Source organism: Undibacterium sp. GrIS 1.2 (assembly GCF_040544435.1).
Classification (GTDB): Bacteria; Pseudomonadota; Gammaproteobacteria; order Burkholderiales; family Burkholderiaceae_D; genus Undibacterium.
The window spans coordinates 96,350-118,204 of the sequence record NZ_JBEONP010000010.1; the positions used below are offsets into that span (position 1 = coordinate 96,350).

The 21,855-nt window shown below is 44.8% G+C and carries 20 protein-coding genes; 1 reads left to right on the plus strand and 19 read right to left on the minus strand.

All coding sequences use genetic code 11. From position 1 onward, the window contains the following. Positions 1-75: 75 nt before the first annotated feature. From rpoS to surE, 4 genes are all read right to left on the minus strand, one after another. Positions 76-1,125 carry an RNA polymerase sigma factor RpoS gene (rpoS, locus tag AAKU61_RS06325; RefSeq protein WP_354330588.1) on the minus strand — a complete coding sequence of 350 codons (1,050 nt, stop codon included), beginning with the start codon at positions 1,123-1,125 and terminating at the stop codon, positions 76-78. A 114-nt stretch (positions 1,126-1,239) separates the two neighbouring features. After that, on the minus strand, positions 1,240-2,217 hold the full coding sequence (locus AAKU61_RS06330) for a peptidoglycan DD-metalloendopeptidase family protein (RefSeq protein WP_354330627.1): 978 nt from the start codon (positions 2,215-2,217) through the stop codon (positions 1,240-1,242). 43 nt (positions 2,218-2,260) lie between these two features. Continuing rightward, the gene (locus AAKU61_RS06335) at positions 2,261-3,148 is read right to left on the minus strand and encodes a protein-L-isoaspartate(D-aspartate) O-methyltransferase (protein WP_354330590.1); all 888 of its coding nucleotides are present in this window, start codon (positions 3,146-3,148) and stop codon (positions 2,261-2,263) included. Beyond that, positions 3,145-3,894, minus strand: a complete 750-nt coding sequence (gene surE / locus AAKU61_RS06340; protein ID WP_354330592.1) for a 5'/3'-nucleotidase SurE — start codon at positions 3,892-3,894, stop codon at positions 3,145-3,147. Before surE ends, AAKU61_RS06335 begins: the two co-directional genes overlap by 4 nt. Before the next feature lie 108 nt (positions 3,895-4,002). Here surE and AAKU61_RS06345 point away from each other — a divergent pair, with 108 nt between their 5' ends. Beyond that, positions 4,003-4,983 (plus strand): NADPH:quinone oxidoreductase family protein, encoded by a 981-nt coding sequence (locus AAKU61_RS06345; protein ID WP_354330593.1) that lies wholly within the window; start codon positions 4,003-4,005, stop codon positions 4,981-4,983. A 395-nt stretch (positions 4,984-5,378) separates the two neighbouring features. On the opposite strand, the gene AAKU61_RS06350 is transcribed toward AAKU61_RS06345, so the two are convergent. From AAKU61_RS06350 to AAKU61_RS06420, 15 genes are all read right to left on the minus strand, one after another. Continuing rightward, positions 5,379-6,626, minus strand: coding sequence for a cyclic di-GMP phosphodiesterase (locus AAKU61_RS06350; RefSeq protein ID WP_354330594.1), 1,248 nt, complete (start codon positions 6,624-6,626; stop codon positions 5,379-5,381). 211 nt (positions 6,627-6,837) lie between these two features. After that, positions 6,838-7,638, minus strand: coding sequence for a uracil-DNA glycosylase family protein (locus tag AAKU61_RS06355; RefSeq protein ID WP_354330596.1), 801 nt, complete (start codon positions 7,636-7,638; stop codon positions 6,838-6,840). Between the two features lie 65 nt (positions 7,639-7,703). Next, on the minus strand, positions 7,704-8,288 hold the full coding sequence (locus AAKU61_RS06360) for a type II secretion system protein N (protein WP_354330598.1): 585 nt from the start codon (positions 8,286-8,288) through the stop codon (positions 7,704-7,706). A gap of 138 nt (positions 8,289-8,426) precedes the next feature. Then, a complete protein-coding gene (gene gspF, locus AAKU61_RS06365; protein ID WP_322119098.1) occupies positions 8,427-9,647 on the minus strand; it encodes a type II secretion system inner membrane protein GspF in 1,221 nt (406 codons plus the stop codon). Positions 9,648-9,653: 6 nt separating this feature from the next. Further along, complete coding sequence (gene gspE, locus AAKU61_RS06370) at positions 9,654-11,084, minus strand: type II secretion system ATPase GspE (RefSeq protein WP_354330600.1); 1,431 nt, start codon at positions 11,082-11,084, stop codon at positions 9,654-9,656. A 4-nt stretch (positions 11,085-11,088) separates the two neighbouring features. Then, positions 11,089-13,242 (minus strand): type II secretion system secretin GspD, encoded by a 2,154-nt coding sequence (gene gspD / locus AAKU61_RS06375; RefSeq protein ID WP_354330602.1) that lies wholly within the window; start codon positions 13,240-13,242, stop codon positions 11,089-11,091. 29 nt (positions 13,243-13,271) lie between these two features. Further along, positions 13,272-14,051 (minus strand): type II secretion system protein N, encoded by a 780-nt coding sequence (locus AAKU61_RS06380; RefSeq protein ID WP_354330604.1) that lies wholly within the window; start codon positions 14,049-14,051, stop codon positions 13,272-13,274. A 1-nt stretch (position 14,052) separates the two neighbouring features. Further along, positions 14,053-14,556: a type II secretion system protein M gene (locus AAKU61_RS06385; protein ID WP_354330606.1), complete on the minus strand. Its 504-nt coding sequence runs from the start codon at positions 14,554-14,556 to the stop codon at positions 14,053-14,055. Next, a complete protein-coding gene (gene gspL / locus AAKU61_RS06390) occupies positions 14,553-15,884 on the minus strand; it encodes a type II secretion system protein GspL (protein WP_354330608.1) in 1,332 nt (443 codons plus the stop codon). Before gspL ends, AAKU61_RS06385 begins: the two co-directional genes overlap by 4 nt. A 50-nt stretch (positions 15,885-15,934) precedes the next feature. Further along, positions 15,935-16,993: a type II secretion system minor pseudopilin GspK gene (gene gspK, locus AAKU61_RS06395; protein ID WP_354330610.1), complete on the minus strand. Its 1,059-nt coding sequence runs from the start codon at positions 16,991-16,993 to the stop codon at positions 15,935-15,937. Further along, positions 16,990-17,661, minus strand: coding sequence for a PulJ/GspJ family protein (locus AAKU61_RS06400; RefSeq protein WP_354330612.1), 672 nt, complete (start codon positions 17,659-17,661; stop codon positions 16,990-16,992). Before AAKU61_RS06400 ends, gspK begins: the two co-directional genes overlap by 4 nt. 46 nt (positions 17,662-17,707) lie before the next feature. Continuing rightward, positions 17,708-18,112 (minus strand): type II secretion system minor pseudopilin GspI, encoded by a 405-nt coding sequence (gene gspI, locus AAKU61_RS06405; RefSeq protein ID WP_322119106.1) that lies wholly within the window; start codon positions 18,110-18,112, stop codon positions 17,708-17,710. Between the two features lie 2 nt (positions 18,113-18,114). Then, the gene (locus AAKU61_RS06410) at positions 18,115-18,588 is read right to left on the minus strand and encodes a GspH/FimT family pseudopilin (protein ID WP_354330614.1); all 474 of its coding nucleotides are present in this window, start codon (positions 18,586-18,588) and stop codon (positions 18,115-18,117) included. 8 nt (positions 18,589-18,596) lie between these two features. Next, positions 18,597-19,076, minus strand: coding sequence for a type II secretion system major pseudopilin GspG (gene gspG / locus AAKU61_RS06415; RefSeq protein ID WP_354330616.1), 480 nt, complete (start codon positions 19,074-19,076; stop codon positions 18,597-18,599). Positions 19,077-19,528: 452 nt separating this feature from the next. Further along, positions 19,529-21,379, minus strand: coding sequence for a M4 family metallopeptidase (locus tag AAKU61_RS06420; protein ID WP_354330618.1), 1,851 nt, complete (start codon positions 21,377-21,379; stop codon positions 19,529-19,531). Between the last annotated feature and the right edge of the window lie 476 nt (positions 21,380-21,855).

The window sequence follows — 21,855 nt, forward strand, 5'->3', positions numbered from 1 at the left end:
ACTTGGGAGCAGGTTCGCAAACAGCTAGAAATTACTTTACTTACAGTGCAGCCCAAAGCAGATCAGTCAGGCAAATCACAACAGCGCATCACGTCCTACACCACGTGATGAGAAGGATCGCTTGAGCTTAATCAGCGCCTCTTGCTGAATTTGTCGCACACGTTCACGCGTGATACCCATTTCATCCGCCAAGGTCTCTAGCGTTGCGGGATCATCATTATCAAGGCCAAACCTACGCACGATGACGATGCGTTGCTTGTCCGGCAGCTTAGACAACCAATCTCTGACCAAAATAGTCATCTCATGCTGTTCTGCACGAATATCCGGTGTGTCTTCGCTGTCACCTGGCAGCATGTCCATCAAACTAGATTGCGGATCATTATCCAGAGGCGTATCTAGCGACGTTGCATGCTCAGACAAAGCAAGAATATCTTGCACCTCATCCAGCGGTCTGTCGACCAGATGGGCGATATCTTCTAACGCCGCATCACGACCATCATGCTGCTGTGATTCCAGATGATATTTGGCACGTAAAATCAGGTTCAGTTCACGTACCATGTGCACAGGCAAACGGATAGTGCGCGCTTGGTTCATGATGGCGCGCTCAATACTCTGGCGTATCCACCATGTGGCGTAAGTCGAAAAACGAAAACCGCGCTCAGGCTCAAACTTATCAATCGCATGCATCAAACCCAGATTACCCTCCTCTATCATATCGAGCAAGGCGACGCCGCGATTGATGTAATGCTTAGCAATGGAAACGACGAGCCGCAAATTGTGCTCTATCATTTTTTGGCGCGCTTCAAAATTACCTTGCTTGGCCAAAGTCGCGTAGTGTAATTCTTCTGCGACAGAGAACAATGGGCGAGTGCCGATTTGATTTAAATAGTGCTGCGTCGTATCGGTCGATAACTCAGCGGCTAATACTGTTTTCAGCTCATCAATCGGAGCAACGATTAAAGAAATCGGATTATCGTTTTGCCCATCCTCAGCCTCTTCAACCTCATCCTCAGAGAAGTCTGATGGGTTGGTTCGTTCAGCGTTGGCATCAACCAGACCATCTTGATCTTGATCGTCGTCCGTTTCAGGCGATTGCAGTTGATGTTTAGTTGAAGTATTGGGCATAGTGTGAGTTAAACGACTTATCCTATTTTGAACTTACTGACTAATTATTTTCTAACCAAAATTAAATAATGATTGCTCTTGATTCTAGCGTTGTTTCTAGTTACCGATTACTAACTACTGATGCGGCAAAAATTTAGACGGATCAACTGGCTTACCTTGCTGTCTGATTTCAAAATGCAACTTCACAGTATCACTATCAGAATCACCCATCTCGGCGATTCTCTGCCCTTTTGCAATAGTCTGTCCTTCAGTAACCAAAATGGTTTTATTGTGAGCATATGCAGAGAGCAAGGTGCTTGTATGCTTGATGATCACAAGATTACCATATCCACGAATACCGTTACCGGCATACATAACTTTGCCAGCGCCAGCAGCCATGACACTCTGTCCCAGCTTGCCTGAAATATCGAGTCCCTTATTTTTTGCATCATCAAATCCGGCGATTACTTTCCCTTCTGCTGGCCAGATCCAATCCACTACATCACTCTCTGGAGCTGTGGCTTCAATTGGTTTATCTCTCTTAGGCACAGCGACTACCGCAGCCGGAGGCACGACATCTGATTTAGCCACACCAGGAGTTACGGGACTCACTGCGCCGGTCGAATCAAGCTTTTGCAGTTCAGCTAAATTGGCGTCTGAATATGGACGCTTATCACCCCGTGGACTGGTCTTATTGGTTGATGGATTTATTGGTGCCGCCGTAAGCGACCTCACCTCTACACCACTGGTATTGACGCTACCTGTTTGTACAGAGGTGGTTCCGTCTGGCGGCGCTACGCGCAAAACTTGATCTACTTTAATATCATTCGGATTTTTTAAGTTATTCCATGCGACCAGATCGCTATAACTTTGCCCATTGTCTAAAGCAATTCTGAATAAAGTATCGCCGCGCTTAACAACATAAGTACCGCGAGTATCGGCGGGTTTTGGCACGACTTTTGATACGTCCGTAACACCTTTGGAGTCCGCTTTTATGCTGTCACTTCCGCGATCAATCACCGGGGCATTATTGGGCGTGGTACTACAAGCAGTGATAAAACCTGATAGAGCAACTGCGGGGACTAATGTGATTAATAACTTTAATTTCTTCATACTCATTGCAGATTCAATTAATTAAATAATGGATTCATCAAATTTAGATGACGCCTTGATGTAAAGGGACGAAATGACATTGCTCAAGTATCGAACTTTGCCACTCATGTTTTGCGGTACGCTGAATTAATTGTAAAACTTGTTTAGCGCCACCCACTGGTGCGATCAGGCGGCCACCAATTGCTAGCTGCTCCAATAATGCCTTTGGCACTTCCATACCTGCAGCAGCCAAGATGATACCGTCAAATGGCTCAACTTGAGGCAAGCCCAACATACCATCGCCATAATGCAATCGAATATTTGCAATTCGCATGGGGCGCAGGTTATTTTTAGCCAGTTCGTGCAGTGCTTTAATCCGCTCAATCGAATAGACCTCTTTTGCCACCAAGGACAATACGGCAGCCTGATAGCCGCAGCCAGTTCCGATTTCTAAAACACGATTGAGTTTGCCATCATTACGCATAATTTCTATCATACGCGCCACGATATAAGGCTGTGAAATCGTTTGGTGATGCCCAATCGGAAGCGAGGCATCAACGTAAGCCTGACTTGACATACCAGACTCAATAAAAAGGTGGCGTGGAATTGCCTCCAGCGCAGCTAATACTAAGCGATCTTTGACGCCTTGCTGAGCAACACGTGCCACCATTGCGCGCCGCACACCATCCGATACTAAAGGACGAGAGCTCACTACGTTGGAAGATGTCTGATCAGATTTTGTCGTTGGATTAGGACTGAGCGACGATGACCGGAGCGAATTTTTTGCGGCATCTTGTTTAGACGCTCCATGTTTGGCGGCATTCTGCGTCGCGGTCTGGGGTGTCGCCGTTTTTACCAAATGCGCTGAAATAGATTGACGATGCGTTTGCTGCTTAGCGCTATCCATCACGGAAGACAATTGCAAGGGAAAACGTTTTTCATTTTTGGTCATGCTTCACCCGCACCAAAATCGTCTTGCAATTGCGACAGTTGTTTTATGTTGGTCAGATCAATTTGCAAAGGCGTAACCGATACATAGCCTTGCACCGTAACAAAAAAATCTGTGCCCTCGCCTGCCTCTTTTGCTTTACCTGGTGGGCCTATCCAATAAATATCACGACCATGTGGATCTTGCGCTTTAATCACCGGCTCGGACATATGACGCTTGCCCAGGCGCGCGGCACGCATCCCTTTAATATCCGACATAGGCAAATTAGGGATATTCACATTCAACAAATAGGGTCTGGGCAGCGCGGCAAAACCTTGCTTGACCATGTTCAGTGCTATTTTTGCCGCATCCTCAAGATGTGACCATCCTTTATCTACTTGCGAAAAAGCGATGGCAGGGATGCCAAATAAATATCCCTCAGTCGCGGCGGCTACCGTACCAGAATACAAAGTATCGTCCCCCATATTCTGTCCCTGATTAATACCAGAAACGATCAAATCCGGCTTCTCTTGCATGATTGATGTCAGCGCAATGTGCACGCAATCGGAGGGAGTACCATTCACAAAATAAAAACCATTCGACGCGCGCTGTGCTGACAAGGGTCGATCCAATGTCAAGGCGTTAGAACTACCGGAGCGATTGCTGTCAGGCGCGACCACGACAATGTCGGCAATCGATGCTAATGCATCGGCCAAAGCGACAATGCCAGGAGCGAGGTAACCATCGTCATTACTGATCAGGATTTTCATAAGAAACATTTTAACCGATGCAACATTGTAATTTGAGACAAGCGTCGGATTTTTGCGGCATAATCACAAAATCAAACGGTCGTACTATTTTAAAGAGGAGACAAATACATGAAAGCCGTACTTTGCAAAGCTTGGGGTTTACCCGATACCTTGGTCGTAGAAGAGTTGCCAGATCTTGTTGCAGGTGCTGGACAAGTGGTGATTGATGTAAAAGCCGCCGGGGTTAACTTCCCGGATGTGCTGATCATCCAAAACAAATATCAATTTAAACCAGAACTGCCATTCACCCCAGGCAGCGAATTGTCTGGCGTGGTAAGAGCTATCGGTGATGGCGTCAGCAATATCAAAGTCGGCGATAAAGTAATTGCCTTCATCGGTCACGGCGCATTCGCACAACAGGTCGTGGCACCTGCGCAAGCGGTGATGCCTATGCCACCGGGGATGGATTTCGATACTGCAGCAGCGATTACTCTCACCTACGGCACATCGCATCACGCGATAGTCGATCGTGCTCAGTTAAAAGCCGGAGAAACGATGTTGGTGCTAGGCGCTGCCGGTGGCGTTGGCCTGGCAGCGATTGAAATCGGCAAAGCATTAGGGGCACGCGTAATCGCCGCGGCCTCGTCCGATGAGAAGCTTGCTATTTGCAAAGAACATGGCGCCGATCTGACGATCAATTACAGTACGCAAGACCTGCGTGAGGCAATCAAAGCGGCAACAGATGGTAAAGGGCCAGATGTTATTTACGATCCGGTTGGTGGCATCTATGCAGAACCTGCATTCCGCTCCATTGCTTGGCGCGGACGTTACTTGGTCGTGGGATTTGCAAATGGTGAAATCCCGAAATTGCCATTGAACTTAACGCTGCTCAAAGGCGCTTCTTTAGTCGGTGTGTTTTGGGGAGAATTTGCCAAACGCGAACCCAAAGCAAATCGGGCAGCAATGCGCGAATTAATTGGCTGGTTAGCTGAAGGCAAAATCAAACCACGAATTTCTGGGCGCTATGCATTAAAAGATACGGCAATTGCGTTGAACGATATAGCCGCTCGCAAAGTTACCGGCAAAGTTGTTATACAGCCAGAGAAGTAATTTTCAGTTTTTTGCATGCATAAGACTTACGCAAAGCCGCCCAGCTTCTTACAGCACTAAAGTAATTTCTTCGTCGCTGCGCTTTACTGGGACAATTTTGCGTAAGTCTTAATTAGAGATATCGACGTAAAACTTGCGCAAAAAAACCAATCCCAAAAGAGACTGGGAAGATTTCCAACCTCATTTCACGCAAGTTCAATACGCTCAAAGTCCATATACTCCTCAGAATTTTTAAAAAATATGCCTTATTGTCCTTTTGATATATGGACGACCAAAATATACTCACTATGAGTATTAGATTTATCCAAGATAGCAATCCAAATAAAAAAGCACTCAAAATGAGTGCATATTCACGTAGTAACAAATATCAAGGATCGTTTCTTCAGGTGCCTAAATCAAGCAGCAGGCGCACTCGCCTCACCAAGCCAATAACGACTAATATCTTTTAATCCCCACGTACTCGCATCTTCACGGCCTATAATTTTATCTTGTGAGCCAGGCCGTGCTAAATCAATCAGTTCTGGAACAATATACGCCAGAGATTTGACAGAAAAAAAGACTCTGACTTTTGGCAGCAATAAGGACTTACCGACTTGCTGCTCGACTACCACGCCAAGCCGACCTGACTCCAACCGTATAAGCGTTCCGACTGGGAATATCCCGATACTTTTTACAAAAGCCTGGAATACTTTTTCATCGAAATGACCTTTACTCCATTCAGCCATCTTTCGCAAAGACTCTGCGGGACACCAACCTTGCTTATATGGACGATCAGAAGTGATCGCATCGTACACATCGCACACGGCACCCATACGAGCAAACAAACTTATTTGTTGACCAGAGAGGCGATCAGGATATCCGGTGCCATCCATTTTCTCATGATGATGCAAACAAACATCCAGAGCGATATCACTAATACCCTTCACCTCCAGCAGCATATTGTAGCCAGCTTCAGGATGTTCCTTCACAGATATGAACTCATCGGCTGTCAATTTTCCTGGCTTGTTCAGGATATCTGCGGGCACCATCATTTTACCAATATCATGCAACAAACCAGCTAAGCCAGCTTCACGTATTTGGGCATCGTTCAAACCTAATTGCTTAGATAGTGCAATCATCAATGCACATACCGCGATGGAATGCATGTAGGTGTAATCGTCTTTGGTTTTGAGTCTAACCAGGCCAATTAAAGCACCAGAATTACGCATCACTGAAGAAGCAATTTCCTCCACCAATGGCAAGGCATTTTCTACGTCGACAGCATTGCCCATGCGCGCCTCATGGAACATCGAAAAAACAGCTTGCTTCGATTTGCTAACAATTTTTGCGGCTCGCCCAACTTCCTCATCCATCGAAACGGTCTGGATATCTTTAAAAGACGGCACTTGAATTTCTTTAACAGGCACCACGATTTCAGATTCTGCAACTGGCTCTTCAACCTCCTCTATCGGCTGAAAAACATCAAGTCCTTTTATCGTATCAATCCAAGCTTCTTTAATCTTTGTACTAATTACTTTATTCAATACGCTCTGATCTTCTAACAAAAAAGACTTTTGCCAAAAGGGGGTATCCATCCAGGAACTACACAATTCCTGCACGTACATCCCTACGCGCAATTGATTAGTTTCTATTTTTTTCAACATGTTTGATCTTAGTTACACTGACTATCTCGACAAGCGATGATTTGATCTTCGGTAGTTTAGGCTGCAGCAACTTACAGCTATGTAAAGCGTTGAAGTTTCTGGTCTTAGTTTATTCTACAAATGGAGATTTTTATCAGTATCTAAAGTATTTTTCTTATAGTTATTTCCGGCAATGGCAAATATAGCTAATGATTAGAACAAGTAGAAGTATTTATGCAAGACGTTTATACAACAAGTTCAGCGGGGCGAAAAAATCTTGCATATTTTTGTTCCCAATAAATGACAAGTTATAAGGATGCTCTGCAATCTGTTGTTGAAATAAAGCTACCACTGGCATCTGCTGCAACTGCTCAGCAATTTTGCCCCATAAGACTAAAATGGTAGGCTTGACTGCTGTTCTATTTTGTTGTTTGTTCAATGCAAAAAAAATGGATTGAAGAAACGGCAGCCACGCTTTTGCATCTTTGATAGGCGCAACATCCGGTCGAAATACCAATGACGCGTTCAACAATAAAAATCCCTCTGCAAGCAAATTCTCTTGCAACTCTGGCAGAGATTTAATGAAGACAGAATCAGCCGCTTTCGCTTTGCTTGCGACCTCAGCAACCGCAGAAATAGAGGTGTTTTCTAGCGTCAAATATCCGCCAGTAACCAATAACATCTTGATGAAATTACGCAGCGATGTTGCACGATTCACTTTTTTGGATAAACCACCACCAGACTCTTGCGACCATAAATCTGTGACGGCACCATCCATAAAACAAAATCCAGTCGCACTATCTTCCCGAGGATAAGGTCCCTCACCTACCAGCACATGGCGTACCGCATCAATAGGTATGGCAAATGCAGCAAATAAACGTCCCGCAGTAGGTAAAAAATGGGAGCCTGACAGATTACTCAAATACTCTGGATCTGCCGCTTTTACTGCGGCCAAGCCTTGGTACAAAGCTGGATGCCAGGATGGATGAGCCTGAGCCAAGGCATCTTGTAAAAATTGAGGAAGTGTATTCACTAATAGGCTTAATAGACTTAGAAGACTTACCGGCTTGATTGGGCCGTATTGAGACTAATCTTCAGTTATTGCTGATTATCTGGAGGCGTTGGTGTAGAGGCTGGTTGCGGCGTTAAAACAGGTACGCCACCACTAATAGAAATACCAGGATTATTTCCACTAAAAACCTGACGACTATTTGATGGGAACGCAATTGGATTTGGCGGAGCTATGGTAGCAGCACCATTTGGACTGATCGGTGCGCTGGTAATGGTTGCTGATGGTGGCAGTTCAACTCGCTTGGAAATACCGTTTTCAGAAATCAAAATATATTGATCATAAACGGCCTTCAGCGTGACCCCTGGAGATAACTCTTGATCAATCCCAACAGCTTGAGCTGGCCTGCCATTGGCGCTGATGATGGCGACACTTTCTATTTGTCGAACAGCGAGTATCACGCCTTTTAATTGATAATTACTAGCCGCTTGTGCTACCTGACTTTGACCAAATACACTACCCCACTGGCCAGCACCTGGCTCAAATGCAGCAGACTGCATCGGTACGGCTACAGCACGTGCTTGCGGTTTAAATAGATGGATACCCCAAAAACTGAGGGACATACATAAGGTAATAAACATCAAAAAACTGACTATTAATGGGGCACGCTTCATTTCATTCCTTGCTTATGGCAGATAACTCAACTTAGTTAATCATCTAAGTTAATCGCCTTGATTAATCTACCCAATAAATTGGCCTGATTAGTCAGGATCAATAGCTTGGTAGTGTTTGCAATATCGGTGATTAAGTTGTCAGCGAACCAGTTGATTAATTTCAATAATCGGCATCAACACGGCAAGTACAATCAGTAGCACAACTACACCCATTGCCAGAATTAATGCTGGTTCCAGTAGACCTGCCATCGTCAATGCACGGCGTTCTAAATCTTGCTCCTGCGCGTTAGATGCACGCTCCAGCATCGCAGGCAGCTCTCCGGTGACTTCTCCTGCACGTATCATATGAATCAACATTGGCGGAAAGTGTTTATGTGCTGACAGCGCGCGCGCTAAGCCCACACCTTCACGTACACTGGCGGTCGCATCTTCCACTTGCTGGCGCATTGCGACATTAGACAAGGTCTCCCGACTGGTTTGCAAAGCGCGCAAAATAGGTACGCCAGAGCCAGTAGTAATCGCCAGAGTGCTGGCAAAGCGTGAGGTATTTAAACTACGTTCAAACTTGCCATATAAAGGTGCCGTTAACAACCAGGTATGCCAGCGCATTTTGACATCTGGATTTTTAAGCGCCATGCGCCAGCTCCAGAAGGCAACTGCAATCACGATTCCGACGAACAATCCATAGCTACGTACAAAATCGGATATCGCCAACATCATCACCGTCAAGAAAGGTAATTTTTGTTTTGTATTGGCAAATACAGAGACGATCTGCGGCACCACATAGGTCAACAAAAATATCACAATCGCAAACGCAACTACTGTGACAATGGCCGGGTAAGTAAAGGCTAATTTGACTTTTTGCACCAAGGCATTGCGACGCTCAATATAATCTGCCAAACGCGATAATACACGCGACAAATGGCCGATTTGCTCGCCGGAAGCAACCAGCGCGCAATAGATATCGGCAAAGTCATTTGGATGCTGTTTTAGACCATCGGACAGAGACGCGCCGGCCATCACTTCTGATCGAATAGATGCAATCAAATCACGGATATAACTGCGCTCTGATTGCTCTAACAAGGCTGACAACGATTGTTCCAAGGGTAAGCCTGCTTCTAACAAGCTTGCTAACTGTCTGGTAAATAGCGCAAGTTCAACGGTAGATAAGTGCTCACCAAAAATACTACGTCGCTTCTTACCTTCTGCATCGAGTTGATTGGCAATGAGTTCAACGGTGATGGGTAAAAAATTCTGGCTACGCAAATCGGCACGCGCTGCGCGCGCACTATCTGCGTTGACCACACCTTTTTTGCTTAGTCCATCTGGATCAATGGCTTCATATCTGAATGCTGGCACGATGGTTTACTCTTTCGTTACTCGCAATAATTCTTCCCGGGTGGTAACGCCTGCCGTCAACCAACGATCGCCATCTTCACGCATCGTTTTCATACCATCTCGCTGCGCTACCGTGCGGACTTCTGCCTCTGAAGCCTGATGATGAATTTGCGAACGAATTTCTTCTGTCGTCAGCAACAATTCATAAACTCCTACTCGTCCTTGATACCCGGTATGACCACAATGCTCACAGCCGACTGAATGCCAGTCCTGACCATCAAAACGTTTGCAATGGGTGCAGAGCTTACGCACTAATCGCTGTGCGATAACACCGAGTAAAGACGATGACAGCAAGAACGGTTCTATGCCCATATCAAGCAAGCGAGTAACTGCTGCCGCAGAGTCATTCGTATGCAAAGTCGCTAACACCAAATGCCCAGTCAACGACGCTTGCACCGCGATTTGCGCTGTCTCTAAATCGCGAATCTCGCCAATCATGATGACGTCGGGATCTTGTCGTAAGATAGCGCGAAGTGCCTTGGCAAACGTCATATCAATACGCGCATTAACCTGAGTTTGTCCCACGCCAGCAAGTTCGTATTCAATCGGATCTTCTACTGTCAGGATATTGGTCTTACCCGCATTTAAACGTGACAATGCCGCATACAGCGTAGTCGTTTTACCTGAGCCAGTAGGCCCGGTGACCAGCACGATACCGTGTGGCTGCGCGATCAATTTATCAAACTGTGGCAGCACATCGGGGCTCATCCCTAAGGTACTCAGATCTAACCGACCCGCCTCTTTATCAAGCAGACGCAATACTGCGCGTTCGCCATGCCCTGTTGGTAAGGTGGAGACGCGGACATCAACCGGTTTACCACCAATACGCAAAGTAATACGTCCATCTTGTGGTAATCGCTTTTCGGCAATATCTAGCTGCGCCATGATTTTAATTCGCGATACTAATGAGGCATGAATCGCTTTTTTCGGACGCACTACATCGCGCAATGAACCATCAATACGAAAACGCACTATCGAAATTTGCTCAAACGGCTCAATATGAATATCTGATGCACCGTCCCGCAATGCTTGTGTCAGCAGAGCGTTAATCATTCGAATGACTGGTGCATCATCGGCAGACTCCAGCAAATCCTCAATCGCTGGCATATCCAGCATCAGCTTCGCCAAATCTAGATCAGACTCTACTTCACCAACTACGTCAGCAGCATCACCGCCAGATCCTGCATAGGTTCTGGCGATCATTTCCAGCAAGTCTGCATGCGGCATCACGTTTAATTTAACGCGGCCAAAACGGCGCCCTACCTCAGCAATAGCGGCAGGTTTAGTTTCGGTGGATACAGCTAGTTCTACACATGCCGCTGAATCGTTCAAATCACGACAAGCAAGTACTGAAAAGTCACGGGCATACGCATACGACAATAATCGGTTCTCTAGCATGCTGTTATTTACTCTCTTTGCTTTCCGTCGCAGATTTATCACCCGGATTTACAACAGGTGTTTTAAATAACTTACCTTTTTCAATTTCCGGCAACAGACTATTCATATCAGTTCCTTTTACCGGGGCAATCTGCGTACGCATATAGTCGTAGCGATCCAGGGATACATTGCCGCTTTGTTCTGCATTACGAATCACGACTGGCCGTATAAAAATCATCAGACTTGTTTTACCGCGGGTCTTAGTTTGATATTTGAATAAATTACCTAATACAGGAATATTACTTAGCAGAGGTACGCCCTCGCTAGAATCTTCGATCGAGTCTTTCATCAAACCACCAAGTGCGATAATTTGTCCATCATCGACCAACACATTAGATTCGATCACGCTCTTGTTTGTGATTAGACCTGCACTATTCGTCGTCGTGTTGTCTACGCTTGATACTTCCTGATAAATCGACATTCTGATTGAGCCACCATCAGATATTTGTGGTTTGACTTTTAAAGACAAACCCACATCTTTACGCTCCACCGTAGTGAATGGATTTACGCCAGCACTACCGCCAGCAGAAGCAGATGTCGCATATTGACCAGTAATGAAGGGAACGTTTTGACCAACGATAATTTTCGCTTCTTCATTATCAAGAGTAATCAAAGTTGGAATTGAGAGGACATTCCCATTGCCATTGGATTCAAGAGCATGCGCCAGCGCACCTAAGCCAAGCTGGCCATTTACCTGTTTAAACAATCCCAAGGTCAAACCAGCGCCAGGCAGTGCCTTTCCATTGCCTGCGATTAGCGCACCAATGTTATTGCTCGTGGTAGTTTGAAATGACGTACCGCCGCCAACGCGATAATCGCTATTGCTATTACCAGATAATCCCAACCATTGAATACCAAAATCGTTCTCTTTACTCGCTTTAATTTCAACGATTAAAGCCTCAACATATACTTGGGCACGGCGTGCATCTAACTGGTCAATAATCGTTCTCAAATTTCGATAAACGGTCTCACTTGCAGTAATAATCAAAGTATTAGTTGCTGCATCTGCCTGAATAAAACCACCTGCACCACCACTCGACAAGCTACTTTGAGAAGAGCTAGCAGTGGACGATCCAGAGGATAAGCCACTCGTCGATGACCCGCCAAGGCTAGCATTAGAGTTAGTGCTGCTACCCAAAGAACTCGCGCCGTTACTACTTGAAGATAGAGAAGAATTTCCACTGGACGGCAATGAGCTGTCTTGAGTAATAATCGAACGCAAGGTTTGAGCTAACTTCACTGCCTCTGCGTTCTTCAGATAAACCACATGCACGTTACCTGGCAAAGTAGTCGGCTGATCCAATTTAGCGATTAAGGATTTGATTAAATTGGCTCGCGCTGCTGAAGGCGCTTTAATCATGATGGAGTTAGTACGCGAATCTGCCAACAGAACAGCTTTTCCACCTTCAGCAGATGCGCCACCACTTTCAGTTAAACGAGTGACCATCGTTGCGATATCACTAGCAATTGCATTTTTAACTGGAATGACGTCGACATCATTTGATGCGGGCACATCTAATGCGCCAATTATTTTTGTAAGACGCTTTAAATTATCAGCGTAATCTGTAATAACTACGGAATTGTTCCCAGGGTTGGCATTGATCGTGTTATTAGGCGAAATCAATGGACGCAGAACAGTAACGATATTATTTGCCGACTCATAATTTAAGCGGTAAATCTGAGTAGCAATCTGATCACCTTTTAGCGATTCAGCTTGTATTGGTCCCGCTTGCAACTTGGCATCTGACTCAGGAACCACTTTTGTATAACCGTCCCCGGTGACTACCGAATATCCCTGCAAGCGCAAACTAGAAGTCAGTAGTTTGAACGCCTGATCCTTACTTAAAGGCTTTTCGGAGACTAAGTTAATTTGTCCCTTTACTCGTGGATCGATAATAAATGTCACACCAGTATAGTGACCAATTGCCTTGATCACAGATTCAATATCGGCCCCGACAAAATTAAGCGCCGCAGTATTTTGCGATGGATCTTGCGCATACGCGGGACACAAACTTAGCGTAAAACAGGCGGCCGTTATGAATGCGGCTATCGGCAATCGCTTCAAATTAGTTTGCCGACTCTGTTGGGGATGCAACACATTCTGTACTGATACGCTCATGGCAGATATTACTTTCAATAGATTTTTTCTCATTTGAACTCTAACGCTATCACATCTTTATTGCCGTCCCTACGGCGCTGTCCAAGCAAATTCAATAAATTTGCCAACCTGTCTTCTTGCCCTGTCTCTGCCATTGCCCGCCCAGAAAATTGCATATGTCCATCATACAAATTCCCCGCTCCACTTAGCAACATTGGACCCTTGATACTGGTCAATGTAATGTTCGCTGTAGAGCCTTTCCAATCCATAGTCAGCAAATAACTACCTAATGGTTTTATGGGTGATAAACGCGACGCCATTTCATTCATTTCTAAACGCATGGCGCCAATAATATCCAATTTCACGCCCTGTCTTATGAACTGCAAACTATTCCAAGACAAACGCAATTGACCGGAGGGACCTATCGTATTTAACGGGGCTCCCAGCCCCTCCAACCGCTCCGGCGGCACAATCAAACTTGAGCCACTAACGCTCCATTGACCCAGATTACCTTCTAATTTTATAGCTTGAGATAAAGATGTCGGATTATCCAAATTTATATCAAGCTGCCCCAATATTATTGAGGGTGAAATACGCCAGGTAAAACGTCCTGGAAGCAAGGGAGTTAGCGGAGCATTTCCATTCGGAGCCCCTCCAATAAATGCAGAGCCGCGCCAAAAACTACCTTGGGCATCCCCTAAACTAATACGTCCCATCGTTTGCTTCTCAACCAACAGAGCTAACCAACTTGCCGGCAAAAAAATTAACACTGTAAATACCATGCTGAGAATAGCTGCAAAAACCCAAAGCAATCGACTAATCTTAAACATGTCAGAGATTATTCTTTTGCTGCTTTAAGGTGATCGTTACACTGACCTGACCACTCTCTGGCAACGCTGCTAGCTTCGCTTCTTCGACCGTTAATCTCGTTGATTTTTGCGCTTCGAGTAACCATTCCATCAAATTGGCATAGGCAACGGTAGAAATCTGAAATCTGACAACATCGTCATTCACAGATAAATTTTGTGCTTTAATGCTACGGCGAGCCAAAGATGTCTCAATCGATTCACGCGACACAGTATCTATATTTTCAGACATAGCGTTGCCGAGTTGCGCGCTTTGCTTACTCATTAAATCCATTTCTGCGACTTGCTGTCTTAATTGCGGTATGGCTTTTTGTAAACTCTGCTTACCTGATAAAGCGGGATTAATACCAATCACATAAATTAAAGCACAAACTATCGTAAGCAAGGCTAACGACAACATCCAGCGCTCCCGCGGCACACGCTGCTGCCAAAACAAAGATAAGCTTTCTACCAGCATCGAGTTTTTCATTTCAAGCCCCCTGAGCTTGCGGCAGTATTGTTTTTAGCATCAAGACTAAGACCAGTCTTGACCTGTAACAAACCATCTTTAAAGGATACTAAAGTCAAAGATTGCTCTTGTAACGCAGCTTTAAGCTGGTCCTGCTGATTAAACGAACGTGTTTTTACGAACAAACTATGTTCGCGGTATTCCATACTGAGCACGCTAGCTCCTGGGGAAGCACCACTGATTCTGTCCCATATTTGAGAGAACTGGGCAGCGAGAACAACAAAATCGTCTGGCACCGATTGTCCAGCTAGTTTTTTAGATAAACTGATTTTTTGCTGCATTTGCGCTAGCGGATCAATGATGACGGTTTCTTTAGGATAAGCAGCACGATAAGATTGCACTAGTGACGAACTCAGTTGCTGAGCCTCGCGCTTGAGTGAAAACCACTCAAAATTTATGCCAATCAAATTGATGATTAGAACCGCAGCAGCTAAACCTATTGGCCAACGCCATGCAAACAAATCAATCGCCGACGGATTTGCCAAAGCTACGCCGGCCATCAGATCTGGGCTGGCCGGAGTGAGACCAGCAATCCGGTTTTTCCATTGAATTGGCTGCAAGGTAATTCTCTGGGCAAGCTCTATATCTTTTTGTATGGCTTGTTGATAAGCCTCTATTTTTTTAGGCTCAAGATAAACAACAACACTATCTTCTGACAGAAACAACTTCAAAGTCTGTAAAACCGTGTTTAGCTCAACGTCCAATTTCTCATTCACATCAGAGCGCTGAGCTATCTCGTCAACACTCAAACCTAAACCCAAAAAATTACCGTCAAGGGAGCAAGCAGCAAACTCCAGCATATTGCCCTCCTGTTCGTACATAACGGTGGCACTATCACTGTTGTGCTCCATCGCCATTTGTACGGGATATGCAGAGATTTTTTTTGCGCCAAATAACAGCATACTTTTTGCAAGCGACTCCATCCAGTTTTTATCAACCACGGCAACTGAGCACATGCCGTTAACGACCATGGTCGATTGCAGAATTACATCTGCAGCATCGGTTGCCAACTGATCTTCTAATAAATTTGGTAAAGACTGGCGCAGTTTTGCGGCTGACATCGGCGGCACTTTAGCTTGCAACACACTGACGTCGCTAGCGGCCAACAACAATACGACTTGGCGCGCCATGCTAATCATAGTTTTTAATTGAACTAGCGTTTGATGGCCTTGTTGCTCTATTGTGCCATTATTAGAAACCAATGCAAATGGACGAGCTTGAGTCGTCCAATCGCTACCATTTTGGCCAATGATTTTTGACGGTGATAGTATGTACAGTGTACTTGCCATATTCAATTTTCTATTTTAGTGCGATACAAAATTTACCTGCATCACGACTATCAAAGCTCTCTTATCCAGATAATTTTTGTATCTATCTTGATTCGCTCGATCAAAGCACTAAAATTCAGTGTTGATCGTCCTAATTTTATCTTACCGGCAACAATAAAGTAGTTTGTTGCGAAGGATAGGTCGTTAGCAGAGACATCTGTTAATTTATCCGGGAAGCGCTGCTTAAAGTCAGTTAGGCCAAAAAACTCTGCCCGGTCACGACTTGCAATAATTGCGGCTGCATCGGATAAGGAGAGCGCTGCAATTCTTGCCGATAGTACTTCTGCCGATGCCGTATTCACGTTGATGGGCGTGGCATGCGGAAGCACCGTCACAAAATCCCTCAGTTTTAACAACATATCTGAAGTAAATCCTGGGACCGACAACACATCGTCGATCTGAGTAAAGCGCAAGAATTGTACTTCAGGAATTGCATCAGTTGACGCTTGTCCAGTATTGCTCGCACTTTTTGATGCATCTGTTGTATTCGTTACAGTAGCCGTTGAAGTATCAGCAACACTAGATGCGCTAGCAGCGCTGGTTACTATTGAGGGACCACTAGGAGCAGTTGTTTTTTTTGTTTGGGAATTAGCTACAGCAGTAGCTGTTGCAGCGGCCAGAGAGGGGTCTAGCTTGATATTGGTAAGTAAACGCTCAAATGCAATTACCTCTTTAGGGTTAATGACCCCATCCGTAGAGAGATTATTTATATTAAAACGAGACTGAGCATCCGTAATTTGACCGGATAAAGTAGCGTCAGAGGCCTCGGTATCCGCACGACCATTTTCAACATATTCATCAAGACGAGTTTCTGCCAAAGGCGTCGCCCAGGCTTCTTTAAGATGATCAACGTTACTTCCACGACCATCCTCACGCAAAATCAGACGAGCCAAATCTAAAGCACCACGCAAGACCCATTTTTTTTGCAGTTGCAGTCGTTGATTTTCAATTGAGCGAACCTGAACTTGCTGCTGCCAAAATAAACTAGCAACAATGGTGATGGCTAGCGTTGTCAGCAATAGCGCCGTCACAACGGCGACACCAGCTTGATAATGTGGCAGTTTTTTCACGCCGCCCCCAGCAAGAATACTTTTAAGATCACGTTCTCGCGCCCCAATAGCTGGAGCGATACCTCAAGCCCACTTTTCAGAGGGATGGGCTTACTTGCAGAACCTGTTGTGGCATTTTGTGATGTATCAATATCAGTGCCTGCTACCCTCCAAGTATTCTCATCCTTATTCCAGGTACGCATAGAGATGGATGCGACATCTGTTTGCAATACAACGATAGACATATTGTCAGTCTCGTTAAGGGCATTTTGCCAATCGGCATCCAGCATTTTTAAGTCACGGGTAGCGACAGACTCTCGACGACTCAAGATCCCATCTTTCAGGCGATAGGCGACTATTTGCAAGCGCAACGGTTGGTTATCATCAAACACTGTACGTATCATGTACAAGCCTTGCGGTGATGCTCGAAGACTCTCACGGGTCGCAAGCAAATCTGTCCCGGCAAGATGCGCGCTGTCGTTTTCTAACTGAGCAAAACTAATCTGCGTTCCACGAGACTGCTCAAGTTCATTGGTCAAAGTGATACGCGCCCTGACAATACTATCCAGACCACGCCAGCCGAGAACAGCAACAATCGCCAAAATAGTAATTGCGACGAGCAACTCAACCAAAGTAAAACCAACTATTTTTTTTACTTGTTTTGGTCTGTTATTAGTTGAGCAATTCATTGAAAGATCAGTCGAAAGATCAGTCGAAATGTTGAAGCGATTTTTATTAGATGGCATTGGGCACCACCTGCGTTAATTTAACAATCCTTCGTTCTGGATGATTGGCATCAAATACATAAACTTCCACTCGTCTAAACAAAGGATTTGGCGTTGCCAATACATGCTCCTCACAAACCAGATTCAACTCACCCTGAGGACAAGGGAAAGAACGCTCCCCAACGGCAGGCCATTCGGAACCAAGCCTGATTTGCGCCAATCGGTTTTCTGCTGACCAACTAGCCATCATTGCAGCCCGTAAATCATTACTATTTTGAGTCAGGCTTCCTATCGCACGCAAGCTCGCCCCTAATGCGGTCCCGACTATCACTAGCGCAACTAGAACCTCAAGCAAAGTAAAGCCTGAAGTTTTTTTCAATTGATATGGCGTCGCGCAATACGTACTCAACTTCATACCTACTCCACCACAAAATGGCCAATGCCATCTGCACGTATGACTATCTTGTCTTCCCCGACAATCATACTCAGGACAAATGGCTTATCAACTGGTTCACGACCAAATACAATCCGCAGGTCGGTAGTGTTGGCAAGTGATACTGGATCAATAGCCAGTTGAACTGGGCTCATAGAGAATTCGCGTTCGCGCAACATGTCAACATCAAGGATTGGCTCCCATGTCAGATCGTTACGTACTAAAAAATGGTACCGATTTTGATCTGCCTCGAATGCAATAGGATGGTTTCGGACAATTGCTTCTTCCCGGGCTAATTGCAACAGCAAAGCAATACGTTGCGCATCTGTTTGCAAACGCTGACGGCTACTTTGCATCGCATTGAATGACACGGCACCCAGCATAATGCCGGCGATTACCAGCACCACCAGCAACTCCAGTAAACTAAAACCTGAGTTATAGCGAGAAGAGCGCGACACGGAGAAACTTACAGATCCCACGAACCGATATCTGCATCGTTGCCAGTACCATTAGGCTGACCATCTGCGCCCAAGGAAAAAATATCAACCTCCCCTTTAATTCCAGGAGATAAATATTGGTAAGGATTACCCCAAGGATCTTTCGGGAGTTTATCGATGTAGCCACCAGTTTTCCAACCATTGGCAGCAGGGCCTGAAGTTGGTTTTACGATTAAGGCCTGCAAGCCCTGCTCAGTGGTTGGGTAACGTTGATTGTCAAGGCGATATAACTTGAGCGCTTGCATCAAGGTTGAAATATCTTGCTTGGCAGCAGCAATACGAGCATCGTCTGTGCGCCCCATTAATTTAGGCACGACTAAGGCTGCCAAAATCCCCATGATAACGACAACAACCATGATTTCAATCAGGGTAAAGCCTCGCACAATGACTTTACGAACTTGACTAGTTTGACGAATTTGAACTTGTTGGGACGAAGATGAATAGCTCATATTAGATAAAAATAACTCATTTCTACTTGCTAATGCTTTAGGGCATTGGCAATAAATTAAATCGATCAAAATTTTGAGAGCAATCAGTGCTACTGATTACTGCCAAGACTAATTTCAAAAATACATTATGCGTCACGAAAATCAATGCACCTAGATTTGTCACATTTATTTACGCGAATTTACTGTATCTGAAAAGTATTGCATATTACGTCAAATATATTTCAAAAGAATAACTATTTAGAGTCGGCGAATAAATATTACTAAGATAAGCAACTTAAGTTGCGGTCTAGTCAAAACACTCTAAAAAATTAAGCATATCAAATGAATACGTCTAGATACTCATGGCAGATTCAGTAATTAATTATTTGGACTAAAAAAAATTCCCGCTCCAATTGGAGCGGGAACTAGGAACATTCAATACTTAACCTATACAGAATTAAGTATGGTTAACCTTATTGATAAGTAGCGACCAATGACGCGCCACTTACAGCAGCATATGCACTGACTAATACATAGTAAGTCGCTGTCTTAGGTGCCGCTATCGTTACTGTCTCTGCGTTAGTAGAGCCATCAGATTTACTATCATAAGTGCTAGTAGTTGGTGCTGCGCTTGCCTTCACGTAAATATCTCCATCACCAGAACCGCCAGACAACTTGACGCTCAGGTTTTTAGCACCTGCTGGAACAACGATGGAATACAACTTAGTCGCACTCTTAGCTAAAGAAATTCCGGTGACGGCAACGCCCTTAGTTAATACTGTCGCAGTAGGAGTTGTTGTTGCGCAACTTACACCGACGGTTTTGAATGCCGCAGTAACATCAGCAACTGTGTAACCGCGATTACCCGCTGCTTTTTCTACACCACAAGCACCTTGGTTAAATGTGCTGCCCGCAGCCCAATACAGGTGATTTGCATCAGCCATCACTTCAAATGCTTTACGTGTATTCCAACCAGAAGTTGTTGCTAATAAGTAGAACGCTTTGTTGTAAACGCCACTGCTGTAATGCACATCAAGGCTGCTTGTGTAGTTAGCTGCATTATCAATGGAACCACCATCCAGTGGCGGATTGTACATATAACGTAATGCACCGCTTGCTTTAAAGATATCGACGCCAACCTTAAAGTCATTCGTCCCTTTAACATAATACTTAACTGCCTCACCAGCCATGTCAGAGAATGCCTCATTCATACCACCGGACATACCAGAGTAGGTCAGATTGGAGTTTTGCTCTGTAAAGCCATGACTGATTTCGTGACCAGTTACGTCTAATGCTGTCAATGGATAGAAAGTCGATGCACCATCACCAAAATTCATCGCACTACCATCCCAGAATGCATTTTCATAGGCAGAACCGTAATGCACTTTCATCACCAGTTTTTGGCTAATTGGACGCAAGCCTAAATAAGCTTGATACATATTGAAGACTTGATTACCAAAGTAATGAGCATCATTCATTGGAGAATAAGCACCGTTAATCGCTTTGACAGTATTACGTGGGCAAGTAAATGTTTGCAAAGTACCTGAACCAGTAGTAGCGCTATTCATGTTGTAAGTGTCAACGTTGGTGCTACTCAGCTTACAAGTAGATCCGCTGACCAATACGTCAAGGTAACCATAACCTGCAGTCGTGCCGTATTCATATTGACCGGTTTTAGCATTGCCGCCAGGTCCGGTGCCGCTTAGGGCGTGAGTCAAGCCTTCCCATTTTTCCAGCACTGCTCCTGTATTTGCATCAATGATGAAATGTGGGCGGCTTGGTTTATTTGGATTGGATGTGTCGAGGAAAGAAATCACATAAATCAATTGAGCAACATTATTTGCGCCCAATTTGACATGCAATTTAGATTGATCGTTTTCAGTGGAATTTACACGTGCTTGTGTTTTCGCCAAAGTCAGTGCCTGAGTCGCTGAGTAAAGCGGCTTTGCGGTCGGCAAATCATTAGTCAGGTTGCGCAACATTGCGCCAGACAAAGTTGGCTGAGCTGCGCCAGGAGCGACTTGCTCAACAACACCTTCACCCCAGACAGGGATACCTTGGTGAAATTGTTGATAGCGCGTAACAACTTTGCCATTAGCATAAGTCTTGCTGCGCACTGCTTGCAATTCACCAGCCGTTAGGCCAAGTAAATCACTAGTTTTCGAGCCGCCTGTCGATAAGGACTTAGGCGATACAGCCGCCGCTGGAGCAACAAAATTTTCCAGATCAATTCGTTCTGCTGCTGTTGCACTGTATGCACTAGCCACCAAAACTGCCAATAAGGTAGGACGTAAAACTTGGTTCAATTTCAAAGCTTGTTTCATTTTCTCTCCATTTTCAAATTGCCGTAGGGATTTTGTCCCCTATGAGTATTAGCCAACGCGGTAAGCGTTGAAGTAAGTCGTCGAAGTAATTCGTTGCAATAAGTCAAACTAAAAAAACAAGTGGACCAGAGTGAAGGCGTTTGATCTGTATCCCAGCAAAAACACTGAAATGGCGTTGAAGATCCGACTACGCTTATGAAAAGGATTCAACCGGCTACTGCCCAAATAGCTAAGGAACAGTTAATCAGACATCAAAACAGTTGCAAATATGCTCGTTGTTTTTTCGCGATACGAGAAAATTTGTAAATAAATCTTTACAAGAGAAAATTTTGGTAACAAAGGCAAGACAGTCATTTATTCAAAAAAATGATCAGCTTATTAGAGACCTTTGCATGACAGCCTTAATCAGAGCCGTTTCAGCAAAGGTTGAATTTTTAAAAAATAAAATGATGCTTTTTTAGTGATTTTGTCTTCAG